The following is an 18,698-nucleotide window of genomic DNA, read 5'->3' as shown; positions in this document are numbered from 1 at the left end:
CTCCTCTGAGCTTATATAAAAGAGTATATACGCAATTATATTTTTTTTATGAAGGATATTGACCATTTTCGGCACGCATTAAAGCGAAAAAACTTATAAATTATAAAGCCTCAGTCAAACCAAATTGTAACGAATATTGATACCTTTTATCGCCACCATAATTCGGAAAGGAAAGCTCCCCGTACTTGAGTGCCACAGCTCGTTCAGAGAGATTCTGCTCGTCCGCATACCCTCTGATTAACTGTTTATAATTTACGCTTAACCAACATTTACTCAAGAGCGCTTCCTCCAACTCCAACTTGCTAATGTTGTAGATATTCTCAACGACATGAGGATGGCCCTTTTCATCCTTCTCCACAAATACTAGGTTATCATTTTGCGGAATTAAAAAAAGCTTAACCTGATCGATGCCATGACGAAATGGGTTCAATTGCTGTGGTAAGGCGGTTAACCACCAACACTGAGTCAACCAACCTTGCATCGTTTCGGGACCCACTAAATTTTTTATTGGTTCTGTTTTATACCTTGTGAGTAATTTGGAGATGGAATAGTGCTCTAAATCGGCGAAGCTGTGTTTTGGGTTCAGGCATGGCTTACTGGATATCCGCGGTTTGGCACTTATGCCAGACGTAATAAATTCATTATCAATGAGCTGCGTAATATCATGGGTCGCAAGCATGTAGTTGGAATCTACTGGATTATATTGCTCATATCCAGGACGTTGATAGGCGGGCACATGGTCTGTATTCTTTAAGGCTCTCAAATTATACTGCATTAGGGCAATATTAGGTGTATTCGTCTGCTTGTCACGATGGCGCAATACCCTACCAGATAATTGAATAATCGAGCGAAGCGAAGAGGGCTCCACGACTGCCCAATCAAAATCGTGATCACGACCAATTTCTTCTACCGGAGTGGCAACAAGAATGAAAACCATATGTTTCGCTAAGCAACGATCAAGATGGTCACGAATCACTGAGTTTTTAAAAACTTCCGCTACTTCCCCCCGTTTTTCATTACGTTTAAGCACACAATCCAAATGTTTTTCTTGCTCATTGCGAACTAGTAGCACTTGCTGGCTGTGATAAGCCATAACACGTATATCGAAATCCGCAGGCCAATCATTCATTACCAAATACGTTGTTAAAGAGACGCACGGGTTGATGTTTGCCATACGCACAACACCAAATGAAACCATCTTTTCTGTCACTGGATCCAAGTAACAATGCCGTAGATGGAGGCCGATGATTGCATGCTGGATCCGTTTAAAATAAGCACCCTCAATAAGTTGCTTATCTTGCCGTATCTTCTTCCCCCCTTCTTCTTTAATGCAATCGCAGGAAATGATTTCAGCTTTTCGCTTTATCGGTGCATCTTTTAGTTTATTTATCCTCTTGCCGATAAATGCATTATGATGACTTTGATAATGATGGATAGCCTCAACGGTATCAAAATCAGATATCGTTTCAACCTTGGTGTTAAATTCATCAATCCATGCACAACCAATATTCGCGCTGACCTGGCGCGTTTTTGCAAAAAGCCGCCAACCCTCACGATAAACATTGAAATACCCTTGTGCCAAATCAGGAGGAATAGTAGCCGATGAAATCATAACCTTTCGCCCCAGCATACCTGCAAAATGTATGAGCCGCCCTATTGCTATTAAATCTTCACCATCAAAATCATCAATCTCATCAATGACCAAATCAGACGACATTAAACGAAGATACGGTAAAATGTAACGACCGCCACGCTTACATTCGCTTAAAGACATCATATGGTCAATGGTACAGACGAGCACTGGAGCATACAGAAATTTTCTATCACGCTCTTGGGAAAGAATTGTATTTAAACCTTCTTCGGGAATAGCACACTCATAATCCACAACCTCATCGTCCAATAAAGATTCTAGCGATTCTGAACCAAATTGTGCATAACTGCTGTACTCCTGTTGTTTTTGCATCATGGTATTTTTTTGATGGAGCTCCAAAACTGCACGAGAACCAATTAATACAGCAAGCTCACTGTTATCTAAGCCAATCCTTTCTCGATATTCATCCCCCGTTTGTAATGTTAATGTGCGCAAACCTAAGGCTAAAATATAACGCAGCCTTTCACCATCCTCCGAAAGGGCGCGCATCATTTTTGCATTAGCGAAAGTCTTACCGCATCCTGTACTGGCCATATTAACAGCAAAAAAACCATAATTCTTACTGTGCAGCGCTACAGGCAATTTTTGTCTCCATATTTTTATTTTTTCAACCGCCTTATCTTGCCAAAGAAATGAAGGAGGACTTTTTTTCTTGAGCGATTTAATGTCATAAGCATAAGGAGGTTCACTTTCAAATGCTGGTAATAAATGGGTAATTTTAAGAGCCGACTCAGCAACACCCACTAAATGCTCGTCAAGCTTTTGCTTGGGCTCCCCTTTTCGATGCTCATTTCCATCCTCCCTATAGGTATTTGCAAACAATTTCATGTCTGAGCGCCATAGCTTATTCGCATCACAGGATGAATAATGGTGGTCACCTAACATCAATGCCAAGCGTGAGTAAAGCAATATAGGACGCCAGCTCCCATCACTCATTGCTTTGTTTAATAAAGGTAAGCAAGAATGCATCCTGGTAGCCCATTTTTTGATTTGCTTTAACCAAGGTTTTGATTGACTAGGTAAACCATAGGGAAATTTTAAACATTGGGGGAGTCTCTCTTCAAATGTGGATGTGCTCTTATTTTCATAACCCCACTCTTGTGAGAGCTGACTTAATAATAAAGAATAGTTTTCAGCTGATTCATTTCTCCAACTGCCATAATCAGAGACTAATGGCAGCTTATGATGGGTAACTACCAACCAGGCTATTAGGCTTGCAGCGGGTGGTAAATTTCCTAAAGGCGAGTTTTGTCCTTTTATTTGAATATTCCTCAAGCAATCGTCCATTTGCCCGTTCATAAGGCGTGTTAGCCATTGCTCATCAGTTGCATTGTCTACTAAAGCATTTAACAGCAATGTAGAAACCCATTCATGGCGAAGCGGATCGCCTAATAATTTATTTTTGCTATCGGGTTGTAGTTTTTCCTGAAAGCACATAGAGGCCTTGCCAAAATCGTGAAACAATGCAGCTAATGCTGTAATGCTTTTTATCAGTGGAAGATAATGCCAATCATTCTCCCATTGGGTATTTACTATAGTCCTGCTTGTGGTGCTTACAGGAGTAATTCCTTGAGAATTGAATTTACTCCTATTCCCTATTATCCAGACCAATTCCATTCGACTTCGGCTACGAAGCCAATGGCAAGCAACTGCTGTATTTTTAGAAGCCGTTTTTTTCAATAATTTTTTTACTGCATTCAATCCTTCATTTGTTATAACTGTCTGCCATGTTCTGTCGCCAATTCGATTGGCAAAAATATCTAGCACTCTTCGCGTTTTGTTTAAGGCTTTTTTTTCACACTGAGACACAAAAATAACCATCATAGTGAGTTGCCCTCAAGGCTAAGTGTTTTAACAAAGTCAAACATATAATCAAGGGCACGATGTTTTATAAAATTTTTTAAGCATTGCTGTCGAAAATCCTGCTCTGTCATTTGCTCTTTCGCACCGATAAAGGCCCATGGTAAAATTAAAGCATCCTTAACTAAATCAGCCACATCAAAAATTAATGCACCTCGACGTGTTTTCCCATGCATTACCGCAAACCCATGAGGAATACCTAACACCCATAAAGTTGTTGCAGCCAACCCATAAGCCAAATAATTTCCGTGATTCAAAAACCTATTTGCTTCATCATCACTAGTATACTCACGAGCAAATCCAATATTTTTAGTACGAGTAGAAGCAATTTTATACAGTGCTTTTGTTAGTTTTGCTTCGATTAGCAACAACTCATTAATTGACGTCGCTTTATTAAAATTGTTACTAAAACTACTTAAAGCCTTCTGGATATCCATATCATCCAGGAAAAAGCCTTCAGATTTTAAATCCTGATCAGCACTCCATGTGTGTTCAATGAATGAAATTCTAGCCTGCTGAAAACGTTTTGCTGCCTTTAGCCGTTTTATTTCATCAAACCAGAAAGACATCCAGCCTTGAACATACTCTGTAGGTCTATACTCACTTTGTGGACAAAACCATTCCACTTCGTTTGCAGCAATTAATGGGGTACCACCACTTCCACTAAAACCCACTAAGACACCAGCAGAAGCAAGCATTCTTATGGCTGCCTGTGTAATTGAAGTTCCAATACCCAATAAAATAACTGTTGTGTTGGCGATAGGAATATTCCAATACTGGTTTTCTTCCCTAGATTCGGTAAGGTAGACAACGCTTCCACCTTTTACCATAACCCGGCATTTCTCTAGGTAATAGATATTGGCTCGTTTAGAATATAAAATAGCTTTAAGATCGGTTAATATTTCCATTATAACTCAAATATCTACTTTGATTTGAACTAGCAATGCCACATATTTAGTAGATAATCAATAGGTTATTTATCTCCTCATTTTTAACCTTTAAACTCAAATTGTTACCATCCATTTCGTTTAAATAATTTTAAATTCGCGTGATTATCTAAAATTATCTAGGCAGGAGTCGCTAACGAGGAGAAAGCGTTTTGGCCGACTCTCCCTGCCAAATTGAAAAAAACCTATTCTTAATATTCCCTTAATGTTGCTTTGTTATTTTATTCCCTTTATTTGAAAATTTAATATGCTTATAAAGTTCGATCTCGCCAAAGCGTTAACTTATTGTCCTGCTAAAATTGGCATAGGGCCTTTTACATTAAAAATGTGTATGGCAGACCTTTTTGAATCACCCTCTGAAGCAAAAAAATTTAATATAAAATTAAGCAGCGGTGATACTTTGGAGTTTATATTACATCAGGATAATAATAAAACTGTAGCTACTTGTTTGGATTCACTATCAACTCACTGTAATGACGGGGTTTCTCTTGAATTTTTACCTGAAATATTAACAAAAATAAAAGAAAGGGGTATACAGCTTACTGCTCTCCAATTTCCCCATGTCTTTATGGTGAAAGGCTATTATTCAGACAACACTTATCGAGCGCATTATAATCATATTATTCTCTACAAAGATTCATCTGACCGTTTAAATGCCTCTATTGTTGAGTCAAGTATTAATCCTCTAGGGGTCTATAATCCAATACCCGTTTTAGGATGGCTTGCCTCAAATTCAATAGTATCAGGCGATGAGCTATTGCAGGTCAAATTAATCAGGTTATTAGGAAAAACTGAGGCTATTCAATCAATGCGAGCGTCTTTTAATTTGCCAAGTAATGCCATGCCGGTTATAACAAACCCTTTAGTCACTAGCAAGCAACCAACTCTTGGTGATAAACGTTGTAGTATGTATGTACTCAATGCAATGGTCGGTTTAATCAATTACATTACCTCGGATAAATCAATAAATACAAATGAAATTAGTAAAACGATAGTAGAAGCGCATCAACAGCTTAATGAGAAAAAAATGATGGCTATCTCGTTCCCAGCGAATAATAATAACAAAATAACCCCACCAAGTAATAATTGAACGTTATTGCGCTAATACTGCTATCGGAGGGATTCCTCCAAAGCAAAAATTGTCACTAGTTGCGTAATCTTCTACTTTTAGTATCAATTAAAAAGGGGGGATTACCAATGGTATTTGCGAACGCTTCCACAAAACGATTTTGCAAGAGTTTACGAAATAACTTTCCGTAAGAAAATCTACGATGATATTAAAGAGCTACAAAAAGATCTGGACGAATGGCTTCATTATTATAATAATGAGCGCACCCATCAAGGCAAAATGTTGTGATCGAACACCTGTGCAAATATTGGTTGATGGTAAACAAATCTGAATGGAAAAATTTATAAACTAAATCTAACCTGACAGACACTTCTTGAAAAACCGGTAACTGTCAGATCAAGTTTGAACTACTACAGCTTAACAAATAGTTAATTTTTAGGATTTATTCATGAAATACTTTTTAATCGTTATTTTTGAGGTATTCTTTTTTTTATTTTCATTAACTGCTGCAAGTCTTTGGCTCTCAGCGAATCAAATTTCTACGACTGGATTTTTATCAAATGTAGAACAAATTCTTCATGATTACGGCGTTCTAATTATTAAAATGATTCCTGCTTTAAAGAGTTATGAATTTTATGCAGGTTTGTTGTCCCTGATGGTCGGAGTTGGTTTTGCATTTTTGTCTGTAAAAATCTTATCTACTGCAAAAAAGTATAGGCCATAGTTGGTTTAAATTATCGAACTGGGGTAAAAACGCATTGGTTTAATATTAGACTATAAAATGCAAAAACGTTTTCTCGATAGCATACTTTTCGCTCTCAAGGGTTATCGCATCAGCATGTAATTCAGGACCTCTAATATACTTTTGTACTAACATTTCCTCATTCAAGTGATTAAATAAATTAGGCTTATTCAAATAAAGAGCAAAACTTTTCTCCACTTCGCTTTCATTTTAGAGCTTTGCAAAGGCCACCTTGCTATAAGTATCAACAAAGGTTTGTTGGTAAATACGACCAACGCCTTTGAGTGTTCCCACATAAAAAGTATCTTGGGAGCCCAGGGTATTCTATCGCATAGTCCCTAACCTCCAATTCAATCGCTTCGTCAACTCGGTTCTTATGATTCGGCTTTCGTCGTGTTTTATCAAAGAGAGCCTCTACACCTCCAGACACCACTGCTGATTTATAACGATAAAATGTATCTCGCGATAAGCCCATTACTTTACGATACATTACCCAATTCTTCAGCTAAATTAAGTAAGCCAACTTGGTGTTTAATAATTTTAACGTTATTATCTATCATGAGAGTTTTCCTTTGAGTTTTGTTAAAGTTCGCACTTCAATCAAAACTGGAAACTCTCACTTTTTCAAGTGGTTATGTCAGATTAAGTCAAAAACTAATTCAGTTAAGCCCCTATTTATTATCCTTCACCATTGGAAAAACACCAGCCATATCACCGATAACGTTAATGAGTTGAGAGCCGCCTGGAACTACAATTTTTGCATTGTCTTTTAATGATTTTTCAACTGCCTCTAATTTTCTGAGAATCTGAGCATTGCCAATAAAATATTTTTCAGCCGCTTCGTTGACTGTTTTTATAGCTTGTGCTTCTCCTTCAGCTTCGAGAATGCGCGCTTGCTTAATCCCTTCTGCTCGCTTAATCTCAGCTCTTTTATTGCCATCTGCGGCTGTTTCTGTAGCTGTTGCAAAATCAATTGCTGCGATCTTTTCATTTTCTGCCTTTACCACTTTATTCATCGTTTCCTGGACATCTTTCGGCGGGCTGATTTCTTTAAGTTCAGCACGCACTATATCCAAGCCCCAATTACTTGTTTCTGTGGCAAGCGTTTTTAATAGTTCTGAATTTATTTTATTTCGTTCACTATTGGCAGCTTTTAGAGTCATCGTCCCAATAATATTTCGCAGCGTTGTCCTTGTTAGATTGACTATTTGAAATGCATAATCATTGGCTTTATAAATAGCATTTTTAACGTCTTCCTCAGTTGCTTTAACTTTATAATATATTTGAGCATCAACAATGGCATTCAAGTTGTCGTTAGTAATGATTTCCTGGGGCTGAGCTTCAACCAACATTTCAGTGATATTCACTCGGTACAAATTTTCAATAAAAGGAATAATCCAATTAAAACCCGGTTCTGCAAAGCGCTTATATTTCCCAAGAAATTCAATAAGACCACGCTCTGTTGGGCGTAATATTCGAATTCCACTTACAAAGATTACCAGTATTAAAAATAAAACAATTAAAATAACACTCATTTGAAAGCTCCATGTTATCAATAGAAGAAGGGGTAATCCGCCTTTGAAAAGATCAAGTCATTAGTTTAAAGCATACGTAGATAAAGGCTAGAATTTCCTATTTTAAAATTGATTTCCCATCTTAAACAGTAATTTTTTATGTTTGGCAGATTGATGGGTTAAATTACAGATCTGGAGCACTGTTGAGGCACCCTATTCATTAAGAACCTTCTCTAAAATAGTTTTATTTACAATATCCATGATGACAAAGCTCCCTTAATCAAAAATTATGGTATTATTTTGATAACTTTACGCACGAAAACAATCTTTATCCAGTAAAGTTATATCTTTCAACGCTCGATACTGATAGAAATATTGTTGTTCTGTTACAATCCAAAAATCCAATGAATTTGAATTTTGAATAAAGGCTTGCCATCTATCAGAAAATGTTGAGGCTTCTTATCTTCATGAGCTATTCTGCAATACAATCCATATGGCCACCTGATGGACGTGGATTACTTGACTGAATAGTCTTTAAGAGAGTTTCACTAACTGCGATCTTTTTAAGCTTATTTTTAATTGTGAATGCTGTTTGGAACGCTCCATGAGCAGGAAGGTTCTTTGTTTCTGCAGCCTTTATAAATTCTTGATATCCATATCCGGAAATACTTTCGACGTACACCAGACCTTTATAGTGTGAATCTTGTTTAAGCTTGGAAAGCCACAGCTAATTCTGTCAAATTCACTGTTCTTACTTTAATAAGTGCCGCCAACATACTCACAAAACAAGTCCATCCGTGCCTTGTTTCAACCAAAATAACTGTTTAAAATCTCCACTAGCTCATTAACATTCATTCTAATCCTTGGCTTTTCTTGGTCGAAAAATTCGGATTATCTATAACTTAATGAGCTAGCTCAAATTTTTATCCCGTACAGATCGGATTTATTGGACTATAGATATAAAGATAGTTACCATTTGTGCGTGGCAAGGATAAAAGTCCTATTTTGCTAAATCCGCTTTTAAAAATCGAATCTCAACAAAGTAAGAGGTTGAAATGGCACTCATAAAAAATAAAAATCTAAACAGTAAGAAACAAATTAAAATAAAAATTGATGAGAAAACGCTAAAACAGATTGAACAATATTGTGAATGGTCAGGTATTTTTGATCTCGGCTATTTTTTTGAAAAAGCCTCAGATTTTGTATTTAAAAAAGATCTTGAGTGGAAATTATTTAAAAAAGGCAAACTTACAACAGATGCTTAACGAAATTGGATATAGAAATAAGGCATCATCAGTTAATCGTTTTATCTACTTAAAAAAGAGATAGTTTAACTTATTGCCTGATTTGTCTGTAAGCTTGAACCTAATCTTTAATTCACTTTGCGAAACTTACTTTTAATAAGCTAAGTTTGCTAAAAATACTTTTAACATTTAGGGTGAAAACTGCACTAATGAAAATAGAGAAACTAGCTAAAAAAATAATTTTATAAGCCTGCAAAGCGAAGAAGCTTTTATAAAGAACTCCTAAAATTAATCCTGTAATAATTTGAGGAAAAACAATAGGTAAATTAACTACTCCCATATAAAAGCCGTTCCTTCCTTTAGGAATTATCTTTGCAAAAAGTTCATAAGGACATATGGATAATACTGCCCATGAAGCACCAAAGAAAATCATAAAAATCCCAATAATGTATTGGTTAGATACCAAAGCAATTAACAACAAACTTACGCTTCCTACTAATAAGCCTATTCCCAAAATGTTTTTGATGGTTACCCATTCGCTTAAATAGGGAATAGCAAAAGCAAATCCTGTACTTGATAATTGTAAGACACCGAAGTAAACCGCAGTTAAGATATTTGCATTAGTTAGATAATTTCTTGAAATCTCTAGCTTATCTGTAAATTCTATCGGCATATTAAAAGCGGTTTGGGCAATGTGAATATTGAGGTAATTCCACACCGCAAAAATCGCCACCCATGCAAAAAAAAGAATTAAACTAAGCCTCCAAAATAGTGGAGATAATTTTTTTAAAGAGAAAATCGATTCTTTCTTTAACAAAAAATTTTTAGAAGATGGTTTTAAAAAGTGTTTCCCTATAATTGGTTTCTCTTTCACCATAATTAAGGTTATCGCTGAAAACAACAAATAAATGAAAGCACCCAGAAGAAAGGTCAATTGAATATAAAGAGGACTCTTAGAAAACAGCACTTCATTAGATGAGTGAACAAAATGAGTAATAAGCCAGGGTAAAATTCCGCCGCACATTGCCCCTAAACCATACAAGGCGCTCGACCAACTGAATGCTTTTGTACGTGCTTTACCTTTATATAAATCAAGAATCATTATTCGCGCCAATTGCGCATTACCATTGCAACCTATATCAAGAAAAATAATGAGAGCAATGAGTAAATACCCTTTTGACGCAAAAGGCAAACCAGTCAGCCCTGAAAACCCCATCATGGTAGAAAGTAGGAAAAGAGGCCTTCGCCGACCAAAGCGACTCTGTATATTATCAGATAAATATCCTATGATTGGTTGAAAAATAAGTCCAGTTAACGGTGCAATTAGCCATAGATAAGCAATCTTATCGGACTTAAATCCGACAAATTGTAGAATAGGGCTTAAATGAGCAATTTGCAGAGTATTTACCAAGCCGAAACTAAAAGAACTCAATGTAAGCCAAAAAATTTTTTTATCGATCATAATTAACCCTTTTTCTACTCGCGAAGTAAAACGTAATACTGCTTAGGATAAAAATAAAAATAATTAAAACCCAGGAATTGTCTTTTCCATTAAAAAAAAGAGCAATTAATAAACTCGCAAGCCCTGCCATACTCGCCATAGTAAGGCCTAATAAAGCTGATATAGCACCTTTATTATCTGAGCCTGTTGATAAAATCATACTCATTAAGGGGCTACCTAGAAGAGCAAAACCATACATAAAAAGTATCGCACCAAAGAGATAGGTAAAAAAACTTGCATAAAATGAAAGAAATAAAAAATAAAAAGCACTAAATGAAATGATGACAAAGCCTAAATAAACAGCATGTTGAAGTGGATATTTTTTTAAAAGTAAATTAACCGTCATAGCGCCTATTAGATAAGCCATCGCAGGCGGAATTTGAGTAAGTCCGAAATATTTCAATGGAATTTTAAACTGATCAGTAACTATAAATGGCGCTGAAGTTAAATACGCAATAAGCGCTCCTAAACAAGCAGTATAAGCTCCAATTAAATACCATAAATATTTATTTTTAAACAATGGAACATAATAAGCCCAGGAAGAACCAAAGCCGATTTTAAAATCAACTTTTCTAACTGTCTCATTTCCTTCGATCAGAAAATGATACAGTCCGATGAGAGTAAGACACCCCAAAGCTAAAATGAAGGAAAATGTGCTGCGCCATCCAAAAAAATAACATAAAAAGCTACCGAGGGGTGGCCCTACCAAAGGGGCAATCGAACCCATTATATTGACCCAAGAAATGAATTTAACGCTTACTTGCTCATTGTAGTAGCTGCTGCGGATAGTAGTAAAAGTCACGATATTTAAGCTTGATACACCAATCCCCTGCAAAAAGCGGCCTAATAACAATAAATAGATATGAGTGGAAAGAAAGCAAAATAAAGTGCCTATTAAAAAAATGAGCCCGCCCCACAACATAAGGGGACGGGTACCAAATTTATCTGCAATAAGACCAAAATAGATCTGGGGGGTAGCAACTCCCAGAAACCAGACGGTAATACTGAACTGTACTAAAAAATCGGAGGTTTGCAGATCTTTAGCTAGCACAGGCAGTATAGGTAAATAAATATCGTTTGATAGATTACCTGCCAAGTTATAAAGAATGACAAATAAAGGAGAGTAAAAAAAAATCGTTCTAGTTGATAAACGAGACATATAAATTCCTTCAGCATAAAAATATTTTTTATGTGTTTGTAATCTGTACTCTCATTTTAAAAAATGACGTGTTAAAATAGTATTAATTTATAATGACTTTTATGTCATAATATTAGTGACAATAACAATTTATTTTCTTTAGCAACAAAAGTCAATAAATTAGGGACATTCCAGAAGAGAAATATATATTTAACAAAACTCGGAGATAAAATGCTTATAACGCGTGAGCCAAGTGATAAAAAGATACAGTTTCGTCTGCGTATGAATGAATCAGTCTTCAATGAAATTACAGATTATTGTCAATGGGCGGGTATTCGAGTGCGAGATTATTTTATTGAACAAGCGTGTAGGCATATTTTTATAAATGACACGGAGTGGATTAATCATAAACAACAGCGCCAAAATCAAAGTGAAAAAGAATAAATAACTACATTACATCTTGGTTCTAATTATTCGGATGTCATTTAGATTATGTTACTAAGGAGATAGTGACCAAATTACTAGCAAGATCGTGGTCGAAACAATCAATAACCAAGCTATTAAGTATTTGAACATATGCGGTTTTCCTTTTAAAACGAGTAGCTTATTTGAATTTGTCAAACAAGCTACTTCCTTGCTGGTAAATGCAGAAGAATGGGCATCAAAAATTAAGCCACTTTTTTGTTACAGGGATTTTGTATGCTTAACTTTTGAATAATGGCTCGAGTCGTTAAATGAGAAAAACGACGCCCCTGAAGAAAACGACTAATAAAGGAAATTGTTTTTTCTGAATAAACAAATTCTCCGTGAAATCTTTTTTTTATCTCCTTCATTGCTCGAAGAATCTCACTGTCTAATTGGGCCAGTGTATTAGTAATAACTTTGTCATTAATCCCTTTCTCTTTTAACAAATCGATAATGAATTGATCTCCTTTATGGGCATAATGATAGGCTAAGGAATAGGCCAAACGCCCATCATCAATTAATCGTTCCTTTTTTAAACAATTCAAGACGCTGTTTATACGGGGAAGTGTATTTCTTGATTTGCCAAATTTATTCTCTAAGTATTCACGAACTGCTTTTTCACTACGAGGCATTTCTGATAGATAGCTAAGTGATGTGGTCATTATATCCATTAGAGTATCTCCTTAAACTTTAAGCAATGGCTATCATAGCCTTAAAACCTATCTTAGCATTAAGCCATATATTGTCAAATAATATTTGACAATAATTATTTTTATTTAATTAAAAATGTCACGTAAACTATCAATTGATTGTCACCCAAAACTTATTCTGCTAAAAATTATCTTTTCCTCTTTCAAAATGATTGAGTGGCACGAGTCATGTGCAAAGTATTTGGATAATTTATCCCGATCGGCTTACATCCTTATTAATCATTCAAGCGTTAGTGAGAAGTAGGTTACAGAGCTCGCGGACGATTCAGAAACTTTGTCGTTGCAATCTATACGTTCTGATTGTTTTATAGTTGTATTCCCGTATAACTCAAACAACAGGTCTAAAATTCAGAATGTTTTTCTTTCCTAGATAAAGGCTCGCAACGACCCCATTTGAGACTCGTAAAACAAAAAAGTGACGACTCGTCAGGCCCAACTTATCAAATGTCACGTTATTTGTGCCAAAAATTATAATATGCTATGCTTATTTTGTCACAATAAGTAAGCCGAAAATTTTAGCTGGCATGACTAGGAGAATAAAAATGAAATCATTACTCTCTAAAAAAATTATACTCTATTATCTGCTTTCATTATTACCTTGGGGTGTATTTGCAACGGAAGCTCATCTAAATGAAGGCCTACCAATTATGGTTGATAAAAATACAGAGCTAAATGATATCAGACTGGGAGACATGACTGTGTGCTATGTATATAAATTAAAAGACATGACAGTGGATGACGCGCTCGAGGAGCGAGAAAAAAATAAAGATTTTATTCAGAAACATGCTTGTAATGATATAGACATCCAGGTATTACTGCATAAAGATTTAAATGTGAAATTTATTTATTACCTCGATGAAATGGAAATCCTCTCGGTAAAAATTAACAGACAACTTTGTCAAGACTTAGAGCAATTTACCTCATTTTTACATCCAAGGAATGAGTATTTAACAGTTTAATTCAGAAAACTTTCCTAACTTATATGCCCACTATACCCAGTGGGCAGCACTCTTTTTTATACAAAGCCAAGCAACTTATTTCTATTTGATAAGTCAAAATAACAGTGACTGAAAAAACTGTATTAAAATTTATATAATGACACACAAACAGAGAGAGGCATAATATTTAATTTGTCATTTTTTGTTGACATAATTGTCACAATAAGTTATGTTGGTATTGTTTCATTGAATAGGAGAAGAATAATGAAAAATTTAAAATTACTCAGCTTAACTCCTTTGCTCCTCTACGGAACAGTCTTTGCTGCCAGCCCCAAATGCGATAATTTTCAAATTAACATTCAAAACAATCTGGCAGACGATTTGGTGGTTTCTACGATTCGATTAGTAGGGGCAGAAATTCAACCTAAAACTATTGAACACATAGCTCATGGCACATCACAGGTTTTCACCGTAAATAATAGTAATGAAAACGTGCCCATGACTGGTGAATTTACCCTTCATACCATTTCATTACCAATGAAAACAATCAAAATTACTTACACTTTAGATAATAAGGCAACATTTTGTGAGCATACCGATATTGCTACGGAGGGAGATTATTCAGCAATCAAATCGCGACCGGTAGGTGGGGTAACTTATACTATTGTTAATCAATAATATCCTCACAAGTAAGGGTAGTCGTATTTCCCCCACCGTTGGAGTGGAAATCTTAAATACTAGATATTTGGGTTAAATTGCAAATCTGGGGCAAAAGCGAAGTAGAATCAAGATGAATCCAATTTATACATAAACAGTAATTCGTTTTTGCCCCAGGCCTGTAATTTAACCCAATAATTCCGAATTGGACATCGAGGTTAGCTCGGCTGATTCGTCAAATTAAAAGTCTATGATAACGAATGATGGTGCGTTGGATATAGTTTTGTAAACTGAATTTGACTGTGACAACATGCTCTATAAGATTAAGTAAATAGCTTTCGGATAAATGCGAAAATGATTATCGCTTTGATGGATTTTTGCAGTGATTTGATTGAGATTTCTAGCGATACCCGTTAGCTGCCGAACAGCCAAACGAAATTCTTTTAAGGCCTCAATTAATCGACTTTTATTATGTGTGCCAAATAATTTAAACTGGCTGCTTCAGCATGTGCTAATTCATCATCAGTTAATCTTACGCGAATGGATTTAGTTTTGTTCATTTTTTTATTCTTAGTAATTATAAAAAATTAAGTTATTGCAGGCCGCAAGGTTGAGAATTAAACGCGGTGCGTTTGGCGATGTGGAACATTTTTTATAAAATGTCCCACACTTCGCCTATCCCGCAAATACTTAATTTATGCCTTTGAATATATTATAATAGTTATTAAAAACTGGAGCTATAACTAACGTTTAATTTTTAAAATTAGTTGGAAAAATAATTTAAAATACAAGGAGGGGAAATAATGAATTTGCCACAAAAAGCAGACTTAGAACAAATTTATGATTCGCATATATTTCTAAACAAGCAGAAAGTTATTACCCCATAAGCCGCAGTCATAAAAAGCAAGCCTCAATGCAATTTTTTATGGATGTTGCGCTTTCTTCTTTTAAACAACGCTTATTCATTGATGCCATAATCAAAGAATTAACTTTTGCTTTTATTGCTTTATCCACTTACCTTTTTATGCAGAATAGTGGCCGTATTCAATCATTAAAAGGTTTTGGTAGTTTGATTGGCATAGCGCTTATCGCGGCTCTTGTGTACAACTTATATAAAGCGGCATTTAAATCCCTTGCACCAGGGTTAATTTGCATGGGCGGTGGATTATTGCTGTTAACAACGAATTTGCATCAACATTTTTAAATTCTTAACCAATGGTGCAATTGATTACATTACAGCAGGTACATTTTTTGTTGCTTTATTACTTTTTAAAAGTGAAATTGGATAAATCATTAAACGATATTTTTTGATTAAATTGATAAAAAATTTAGATGGGTTATGGATGTAACTTTAATTGAAATAAAAAGATTATATATTAAAATTCATTTCGAAGGTGTTATTTAAAAAAGTAGTATAGGGATATGTTTTTATGAATAAGAAAATAGTAGTTCCTCTCATATTCACACTCATTCCGTTCTCAGCTCAAGCCGGTTTGCCTTTGGTAAAGAATCAAAAGTGTTAATTAGTTCTGCTGTTGATTCTAAATCAAGCCTAGAAGGTATACTCAGTATGCAGTTCATTACTAAACCCCAAATGTCTGCTTTATTTCCGACTTTCCCATCCAATAGCAGAGTAATGGAGCGGGTAACTGCATAATATTTGTTGTAATTTCAGGTAGATTTTTCATAATACCAAAGTCATTTAGCGATTTAGTTATTACATACCCATGTGCAATATTTTTTTTCTTACAAAGTTCTAACAATCCTTTCAGTGCATTGGCGTTCGTATGTTGCGAACGATATTTGACTTCAAAAGGAATTATTTGATCAGCAATTTGCGCAACAACATCCACTTCATGATCTTTGATACCACGCCAATAACTAAAGCGTACATTTTGCGAGTAATATCGAGCAAACAAATGCTTAAATACGGCTGTTTCAGTGGCAACCCCTAAGGACTCAGGATCATCCAGAATACTTTTATCCTTTAATAATACAGCCGGGGCTATAGCTGCGTCTGCTAAATAAATTTTGTATTTTGCTCTCAAAATATCTTTGCCATAACCAAATGGTGGTAAGCGATAAATCAGATTGGTAGCCTCTAATAAAGAGATGTAATTTTGTATTGTGGGTCTTTTTACTTCAAGATTACTGCAAAGGTCGGTCATATCTAGCAATCCACCATCATGCATGCATAGATAAAGAAAGGTTTGTTCCAACTCTAGAATACGACGTACCCCAAAGAGTGCTGTCATATCCCTTTTTAATACCTTATCAATGATATCTTCTCTTAATAGGCGCTGTGCCTGAGTGATGCTTTCAACTTGCGCTGTTTGTGGAAATCCGCCTCGTAATAAATATTCATGAAAATGTCCTACATAATGAACAGCTAACTCTTTAACTTTATAAAACTCTTGTTGTGGCCACTCGAATAATTCTCTCAATGTCTTAACCATTGGCAATTGAGGCAAATCAATTCTCTTTATTTGTAAATATTCATAAAATGAGAGAGTAGTTAGACGAATAGTATACCAACGCCCTACCCCAGACTCTTGATCAGCCTCTATAATTGGTGTTGCAGATCCTGTGAAAAAAATTCTTCTACTTTTTGAAAAATCTACTTGATGTTTAATCCATGTTCCCCAGCTACGCATGAATTGTGCTTCATCGATAAAAATATATTCTAAATCATCGGTTTTAGGTTCTCGTTCTCTCCATGCCTCTAATACAGCATCAATATCAGACATTTTTATTAAAGGATGATCAAAAGTTACATACAAAATATTTCCTGGCTTTACACCATCTTTTAAGAGCTTATCAATAGCTTGTAGTAAAAGGGTTGTTTTACCTATCTGCCTAGCGCCAGATAGAAAAATGGCTCTGGGTGCAGGAGGATTAATTAACCAGAATTCCAGCTCATGATAAGCAGCGCGATGCCAAATCGGCAAATCCTGGACAGGTTCACCTCTCCACCAGGGATTGAATTGGGATACTACAGAAATTAATTCATTTGTATAAATTTTCATGAAACAAACTAAATCAATAAATTAGTTAAAGTATACTATAACTAAATAGGTAAAATAAGTATATTTTATGAATTTTTTAACTTTATCGCATGGTAATCCCCCCATTTTTAAGTGATGCTAAAAGTAGAGGATTAAGCAACTAGTGCCAATTTTTGCTTTGGAGGAATCCTCCGATAGCAGTATTAGGTCGTTCATTATTATACGTCCATAGCCATTGTGTCGCATGGTGTTGTACCTCGGCAATACTTTCAAATAAATGTTGGCTTAACCAATCATATCGAACTGTACGGTTATACCACTCAATAAAAGCATTTTGCTGCGGGTTTCCTGGCAAAGTAGACAAGAGAAATTGGTTAATTAACTTTTATCAAACTGCTCAAGAAAGTATAGGCCTTCCATTAGAAGAAAACTCTCAGGCAATTGATATGTTTCGCGTAATCCTCCATGAACATCAAGGGTTATGTAAGCGATTAAAAGAAATTGAAGAAACGGCAGATTCATTTCTTCAGGGAAATAATGATTACAAGAAATTGCTTTCTATTCCTGGGATAGGACCAATTTTAGCACTTATGATTTTAGCAGAGGTTGGTGATTTAAGGCGCTTTAAACACTATCGCCAATTCCTTAAATTCTGTGGTTTTGATTTGAGTACGCATCAATCTGGGTATTTTCGTGGTACCAGCAAAATATCTAAATATGGCAATAGTAAATTACGTTATGCTTTCTGGCTTGCTGCAACTGTAGCTATTAGAATGCGCGAAAATACATTTAGGAAAAAATTTGAGAATTACATTAAGCAGGATCCCAATAACGATGATTTAAAACGTAAAGGATACACTGCTGTTGCTGCCAAAATGGCTCGTGTAGTCTTTGGCATCATTAAAAATGAAACGAATTATCGATCTATTTTGAATCGGTAATACCCAGTGGAAGAATCCCCTCTGTAGGGCCGTAGAGGCTATTGACCTCGTAGATAATGTTTGGATCTTCCATTGGGATTTTATTTTGTTTTAAGTACAGTAAAGGCCTGGCATTTTGCTCTGGACCTTATGTCACTCTGGTTAAAAAATATTCCTATAAAAATGGAAAACCATTGGGTTTTGATTGAGGTTAGCGGGAATAAATTTAAAAAATAGTTCATTGAGCTATCGGGATCTGTTTTTCTAAAAAAATATTGACTCCAGATTTAGTACGTTGTCACAACGAATTTGTCGTGGCTTACCACGCCACTCAATG

The 18,698-nt window shown here is 35.5% G+C and carries 15 protein-coding genes and 3 pseudogenes; 9 read left to right on the top strand and 9 right to left on the bottom strand.

The genetic code is table 11. The features are described 5' to 3' along the window. Positions 1–100: 100 nt before the first annotated feature. On the bottom strand, positions 101–3,475 hold the full coding sequence (cas3f, locus tag B5D33_RS08025) for a type I-F CRISPR-associated helicase Cas3f (RefSeq protein WP_058451361.1): 3,375 nt from the start codon (positions 3,473–3,475) through the stop codon (positions 101–103). Next, positions 3,472–4,419, bottom strand: coding sequence for a type I-F CRISPR-associated endonuclease Cas1f (gene cas1f, locus B5D33_RS08020; RefSeq protein WP_058451360.1), 948 nt, complete (start codon positions 4,417–4,419; stop codon positions 3,472–3,474). Before cas1f ends, cas3f begins: the two co-directional genes overlap by 4 nt. Before the next feature lie 286 nt (positions 4,420–4,705). Between cas1f and B5D33_RS08015 the strand changes: the two genes are divergently transcribed. From B5D33_RS08015 to B5D33_RS08005, 3 genes and pseudogenes are all read left to right on the top strand, one after another. Continuing rightward, positions 4,706–5,548: a hypothetical protein gene (locus B5D33_RS08015; RefSeq protein WP_058451359.1), complete on the top strand. Its 843-nt coding sequence runs from the start codon at positions 4,706–4,708 to the stop codon at positions 5,546–5,548. A gap of 103 nt (positions 5,549–5,651) precedes the next feature. Then, a pseudogene (locus B5D33_RS08010) lies at positions 5,652–5,858 on the top strand (integrase core domain-containing protein); the annotation flags it as partial. Between the two features lie 117 nt (positions 5,859–5,975). Continuing rightward, positions 5,976–6,251: a hypothetical protein gene (locus tag B5D33_RS08005; protein ID WP_058451358.1), complete on the top strand. Its 276-nt coding sequence runs from the start codon at positions 5,976–5,978 to the stop codon at positions 6,249–6,251. Positions 6,252–6,482: 231 nt separating this feature from the next. Here B5D33_RS08005 and B5D33_RS08000 read toward each other — a convergent pair. Continuing rightward, positions 6,483–6,829: pseudogene (locus B5D33_RS08000) on the bottom strand (helix-turn-helix domain-containing protein); the annotation flags it as partial. 111 nt (positions 6,830–6,940) lie between these two features. Beyond that, positions 6,941–7,804 (bottom strand): SPFH domain-containing protein, encoded by an 864-nt coding sequence (locus tag B5D33_RS07995; protein WP_078767383.1) that lies wholly within the window; start codon positions 7,802–7,804, stop codon positions 6,941–6,943. A gap of 1,034 nt (positions 7,805–8,838) precedes the next feature. Between B5D33_RS07995 and B5D33_RS07985 the strand changes: the two genes are divergently transcribed. Next, complete coding sequence (locus B5D33_RS07985; RefSeq protein WP_058451356.1) at positions 8,839–9,048, top strand: hypothetical protein; 210 nt, start codon at positions 8,839–8,841, stop codon at positions 9,046–9,048. Positions 9,049–9,160: 112 nt separating this feature from the next. Here the strand turns inward: B5D33_RS07985 and B5D33_RS07980 are convergent, their stop codons facing one another. Together B5D33_RS07980 and B5D33_RS07975 are read right to left on the bottom strand one after the other, a co-directional pair. Continuing rightward, positions 9,161–10,489, bottom strand: coding sequence for an MFS transporter (locus B5D33_RS07980; protein ID WP_058451355.1), 1,329 nt, complete (start codon positions 10,487–10,489; stop codon positions 9,161–9,163). After that, complete coding sequence (locus tag B5D33_RS07975; protein WP_058451354.1) at positions 10,479–11,687, bottom strand: MFS transporter; 1,209 nt, start codon at positions 11,685–11,687, stop codon at positions 10,479–10,481. The genes B5D33_RS07980 and B5D33_RS07975 overlap by 11 nt, the downstream gene beginning before the upstream one ends. 210 nt (positions 11,688–11,897) lie before the next feature. Here B5D33_RS07975 and B5D33_RS07970 point away from each other — a divergent pair, with 210 nt between their 5' ends. Next, positions 11,898–12,110 (top strand): hypothetical protein, encoded by a 213-nt coding sequence (locus B5D33_RS07970; RefSeq protein ID WP_058451353.1) that lies wholly within the window; start codon positions 11,898–11,900, stop codon positions 12,108–12,110. Positions 12,111–12,334: 224 nt separating this feature from the next. Here the strand turns inward: B5D33_RS07970 and B5D33_RS07965 are convergent, their stop codons facing one another. Then, the gene (locus B5D33_RS07965; RefSeq protein ID WP_058451352.1) at positions 12,335–12,802 is read right to left on the bottom strand and encodes a RecX family transcriptional regulator; all 468 of its coding nucleotides are present in this window, start codon (positions 12,800–12,802) and stop codon (positions 12,335–12,337) included. Between the two features lie 581 nt (positions 12,803–13,383). On the opposite strand from B5D33_RS07965, the gene B5D33_RS07960 reads away from it, so the two are divergent. From B5D33_RS07960 to B5D33_RS07950, 3 genes are all read left to right on the top strand, one after another. Then, positions 13,384–13,800 (top strand): hypothetical protein, encoded by a 417-nt coding sequence (locus B5D33_RS07960; protein WP_058451351.1) that lies wholly within the window; start codon positions 13,384–13,386, stop codon positions 13,798–13,800. Between the two features lie 243 nt (positions 13,801–14,043). Further along, positions 14,044–14,457: a hypothetical protein gene (locus B5D33_RS07955; RefSeq protein ID WP_058451350.1), complete on the top strand. Its 414-nt coding sequence runs from the start codon at positions 14,044–14,046 to the stop codon at positions 14,455–14,457. An 892-nt stretch (positions 14,458–15,349) separates the two neighbouring features. After that, entirely contained in the window at positions 15,350–15,640 is a 291-nt protein-coding gene (locus tag B5D33_RS07950) for a hypothetical protein (RefSeq protein ID WP_058451349.1), read from the top strand. A gap of 379 nt (positions 15,641–16,019) precedes the next feature. Here the strand turns inward: B5D33_RS07950 and B5D33_RS07945 are convergent, their stop codons facing one another. Together B5D33_RS07945 and B5D33_RS07940 are read right to left on the bottom strand one after the other, a co-directional pair. Continuing rightward, positions 16,020–17,462 (bottom strand): ATP-binding protein, encoded by a 1,443-nt coding sequence (locus B5D33_RS07945; protein WP_058451348.1) that lies wholly within the window; start codon positions 17,460–17,462, stop codon positions 16,020–16,022. A gap of 131 nt (positions 17,463–17,593) precedes the next feature. Next, positions 17,594–17,793 (bottom strand): annotated as a pseudogene (locus B5D33_RS07940) (integrase core domain-containing protein); the annotation flags it as partial. Positions 17,794–17,887: 94 nt separating this feature from the next. Between B5D33_RS07940 and B5D33_RS07935 the strand changes: the two are divergent. After that, on the top strand, positions 17,888–18,382 hold the full coding sequence (locus tag B5D33_RS07935) for an IS110 family transposase (RefSeq protein ID WP_058453415.1): 495 nt from the start codon (positions 17,888–17,890) through the stop codon (positions 18,380–18,382). Positions 18,383–18,698 lie beyond the last annotated feature (316 nt).

The organism is Legionella maceachernii (assembly GCF_900167045.1).
Lineage (GTDB): Bacteria > Pseudomonadota > Gammaproteobacteria > Legionellales > Legionellaceae > Tatlockia > Tatlockia maceachernii.
Note: the sequence above shows the minus strand (reverse complement) of the source record. Positions and strands in the feature narration are given on the sequence as shown.

What these genes read in the sequence shown, in the direction of transcription:
- B5D33_RS07965 (WP_058451352.1), bottom strand. Translation starts at nt 12,802, where the DNA reads ATGGATATAATGACCACATCACTTAGCTATCTATCAGAAATGCCTCGT.
- B5D33_RS07950 (WP_058451349.1), top strand. Translation starts at nt 15,350, where the DNA reads ATGCAATTTTTTATGGATGTTGCGCTTTCTTCTTTTAAACAACGCTTA.
- B5D33_RS07945 (WP_058451348.1), bottom strand. Translation starts at nt 17,462, where the DNA reads ATGAAAATTTATACAAATGAATTAATTTCTGTAGTATCCCAATTCAAT.
- B5D33_RS07980 (WP_058451355.1), bottom strand. Translation starts at nt 10,489, where the DNA reads ATGATCGATAAAAAAATTTTTTGGCTTACATTGAGTTCTTTTAGTTTC.
- cas3f (WP_058451361.1), bottom strand. Translation starts at nt 3,475, where the DNA reads ATGATGGTTATTTTTGTGTCTCAGTGTGAAAAAAAAGCCTTAAACAAA.
- B5D33_RS07935 (WP_058453415.1), top strand. Translation starts at nt 17,888, where the DNA reads ATGTTTCGCGTAATCCTCCATGAACATCAAGGGTTATGTAAGCGATTA.
- B5D33_RS08015 (WP_058451359.1), top strand. Translation starts at nt 4,706, where the DNA reads ATGCTTATAAAGTTCGATCTCGCCAAAGCGTTAACTTATTGTCCTGCT.
- B5D33_RS07995 (WP_078767383.1), bottom strand. Translation starts at nt 7,804, where the DNA reads ATGAGTGTTATTTTAATTGTTTTATTTTTAATACTGGTAATCTTTGTA.
- B5D33_RS07955 (WP_058451350.1), top strand. Translation starts at nt 14,044, where the DNA reads ATGAAAAATTTAAAATTACTCAGCTTAACTCCTTTGCTCCTCTACGGA.
- B5D33_RS07970 (WP_058451353.1), top strand. Translation starts at nt 11,898, where the DNA reads ATGCTTATAACGCGTGAGCCAAGTGATAAAAAGATACAGTTTCGTCTG.
- B5D33_RS07960 (WP_058451351.1), top strand. Translation starts at nt 13,384, where the DNA reads ATGAAATCATTACTCTCTAAAAAAATTATACTCTATTATCTGCTTTCA.
- cas1f (WP_058451360.1), bottom strand. Translation starts at nt 4,419, where the DNA reads ATGGAAATATTAACCGATCTTAAAGCTATTTTATATTCTAAACGAGCC.
- B5D33_RS07975 (WP_058451354.1), bottom strand. Translation starts at nt 11,687, where the DNA reads ATGTCTCGTTTATCAACTAGAACGATTTTTTTTTACTCTCCTTTATTT.
- B5D33_RS08005 (WP_058451358.1), top strand. Translation starts at nt 5,976, where the DNA reads ATGAAATACTTTTTAATCGTTATTTTTGAGGTATTCTTTTTTTTATTT.
- B5D33_RS07985 (WP_058451356.1), top strand. Translation starts at nt 8,839, where the DNA reads ATGGCACTCATAAAAAATAAAAATCTAAACAGTAAGAAACAAATTAAA.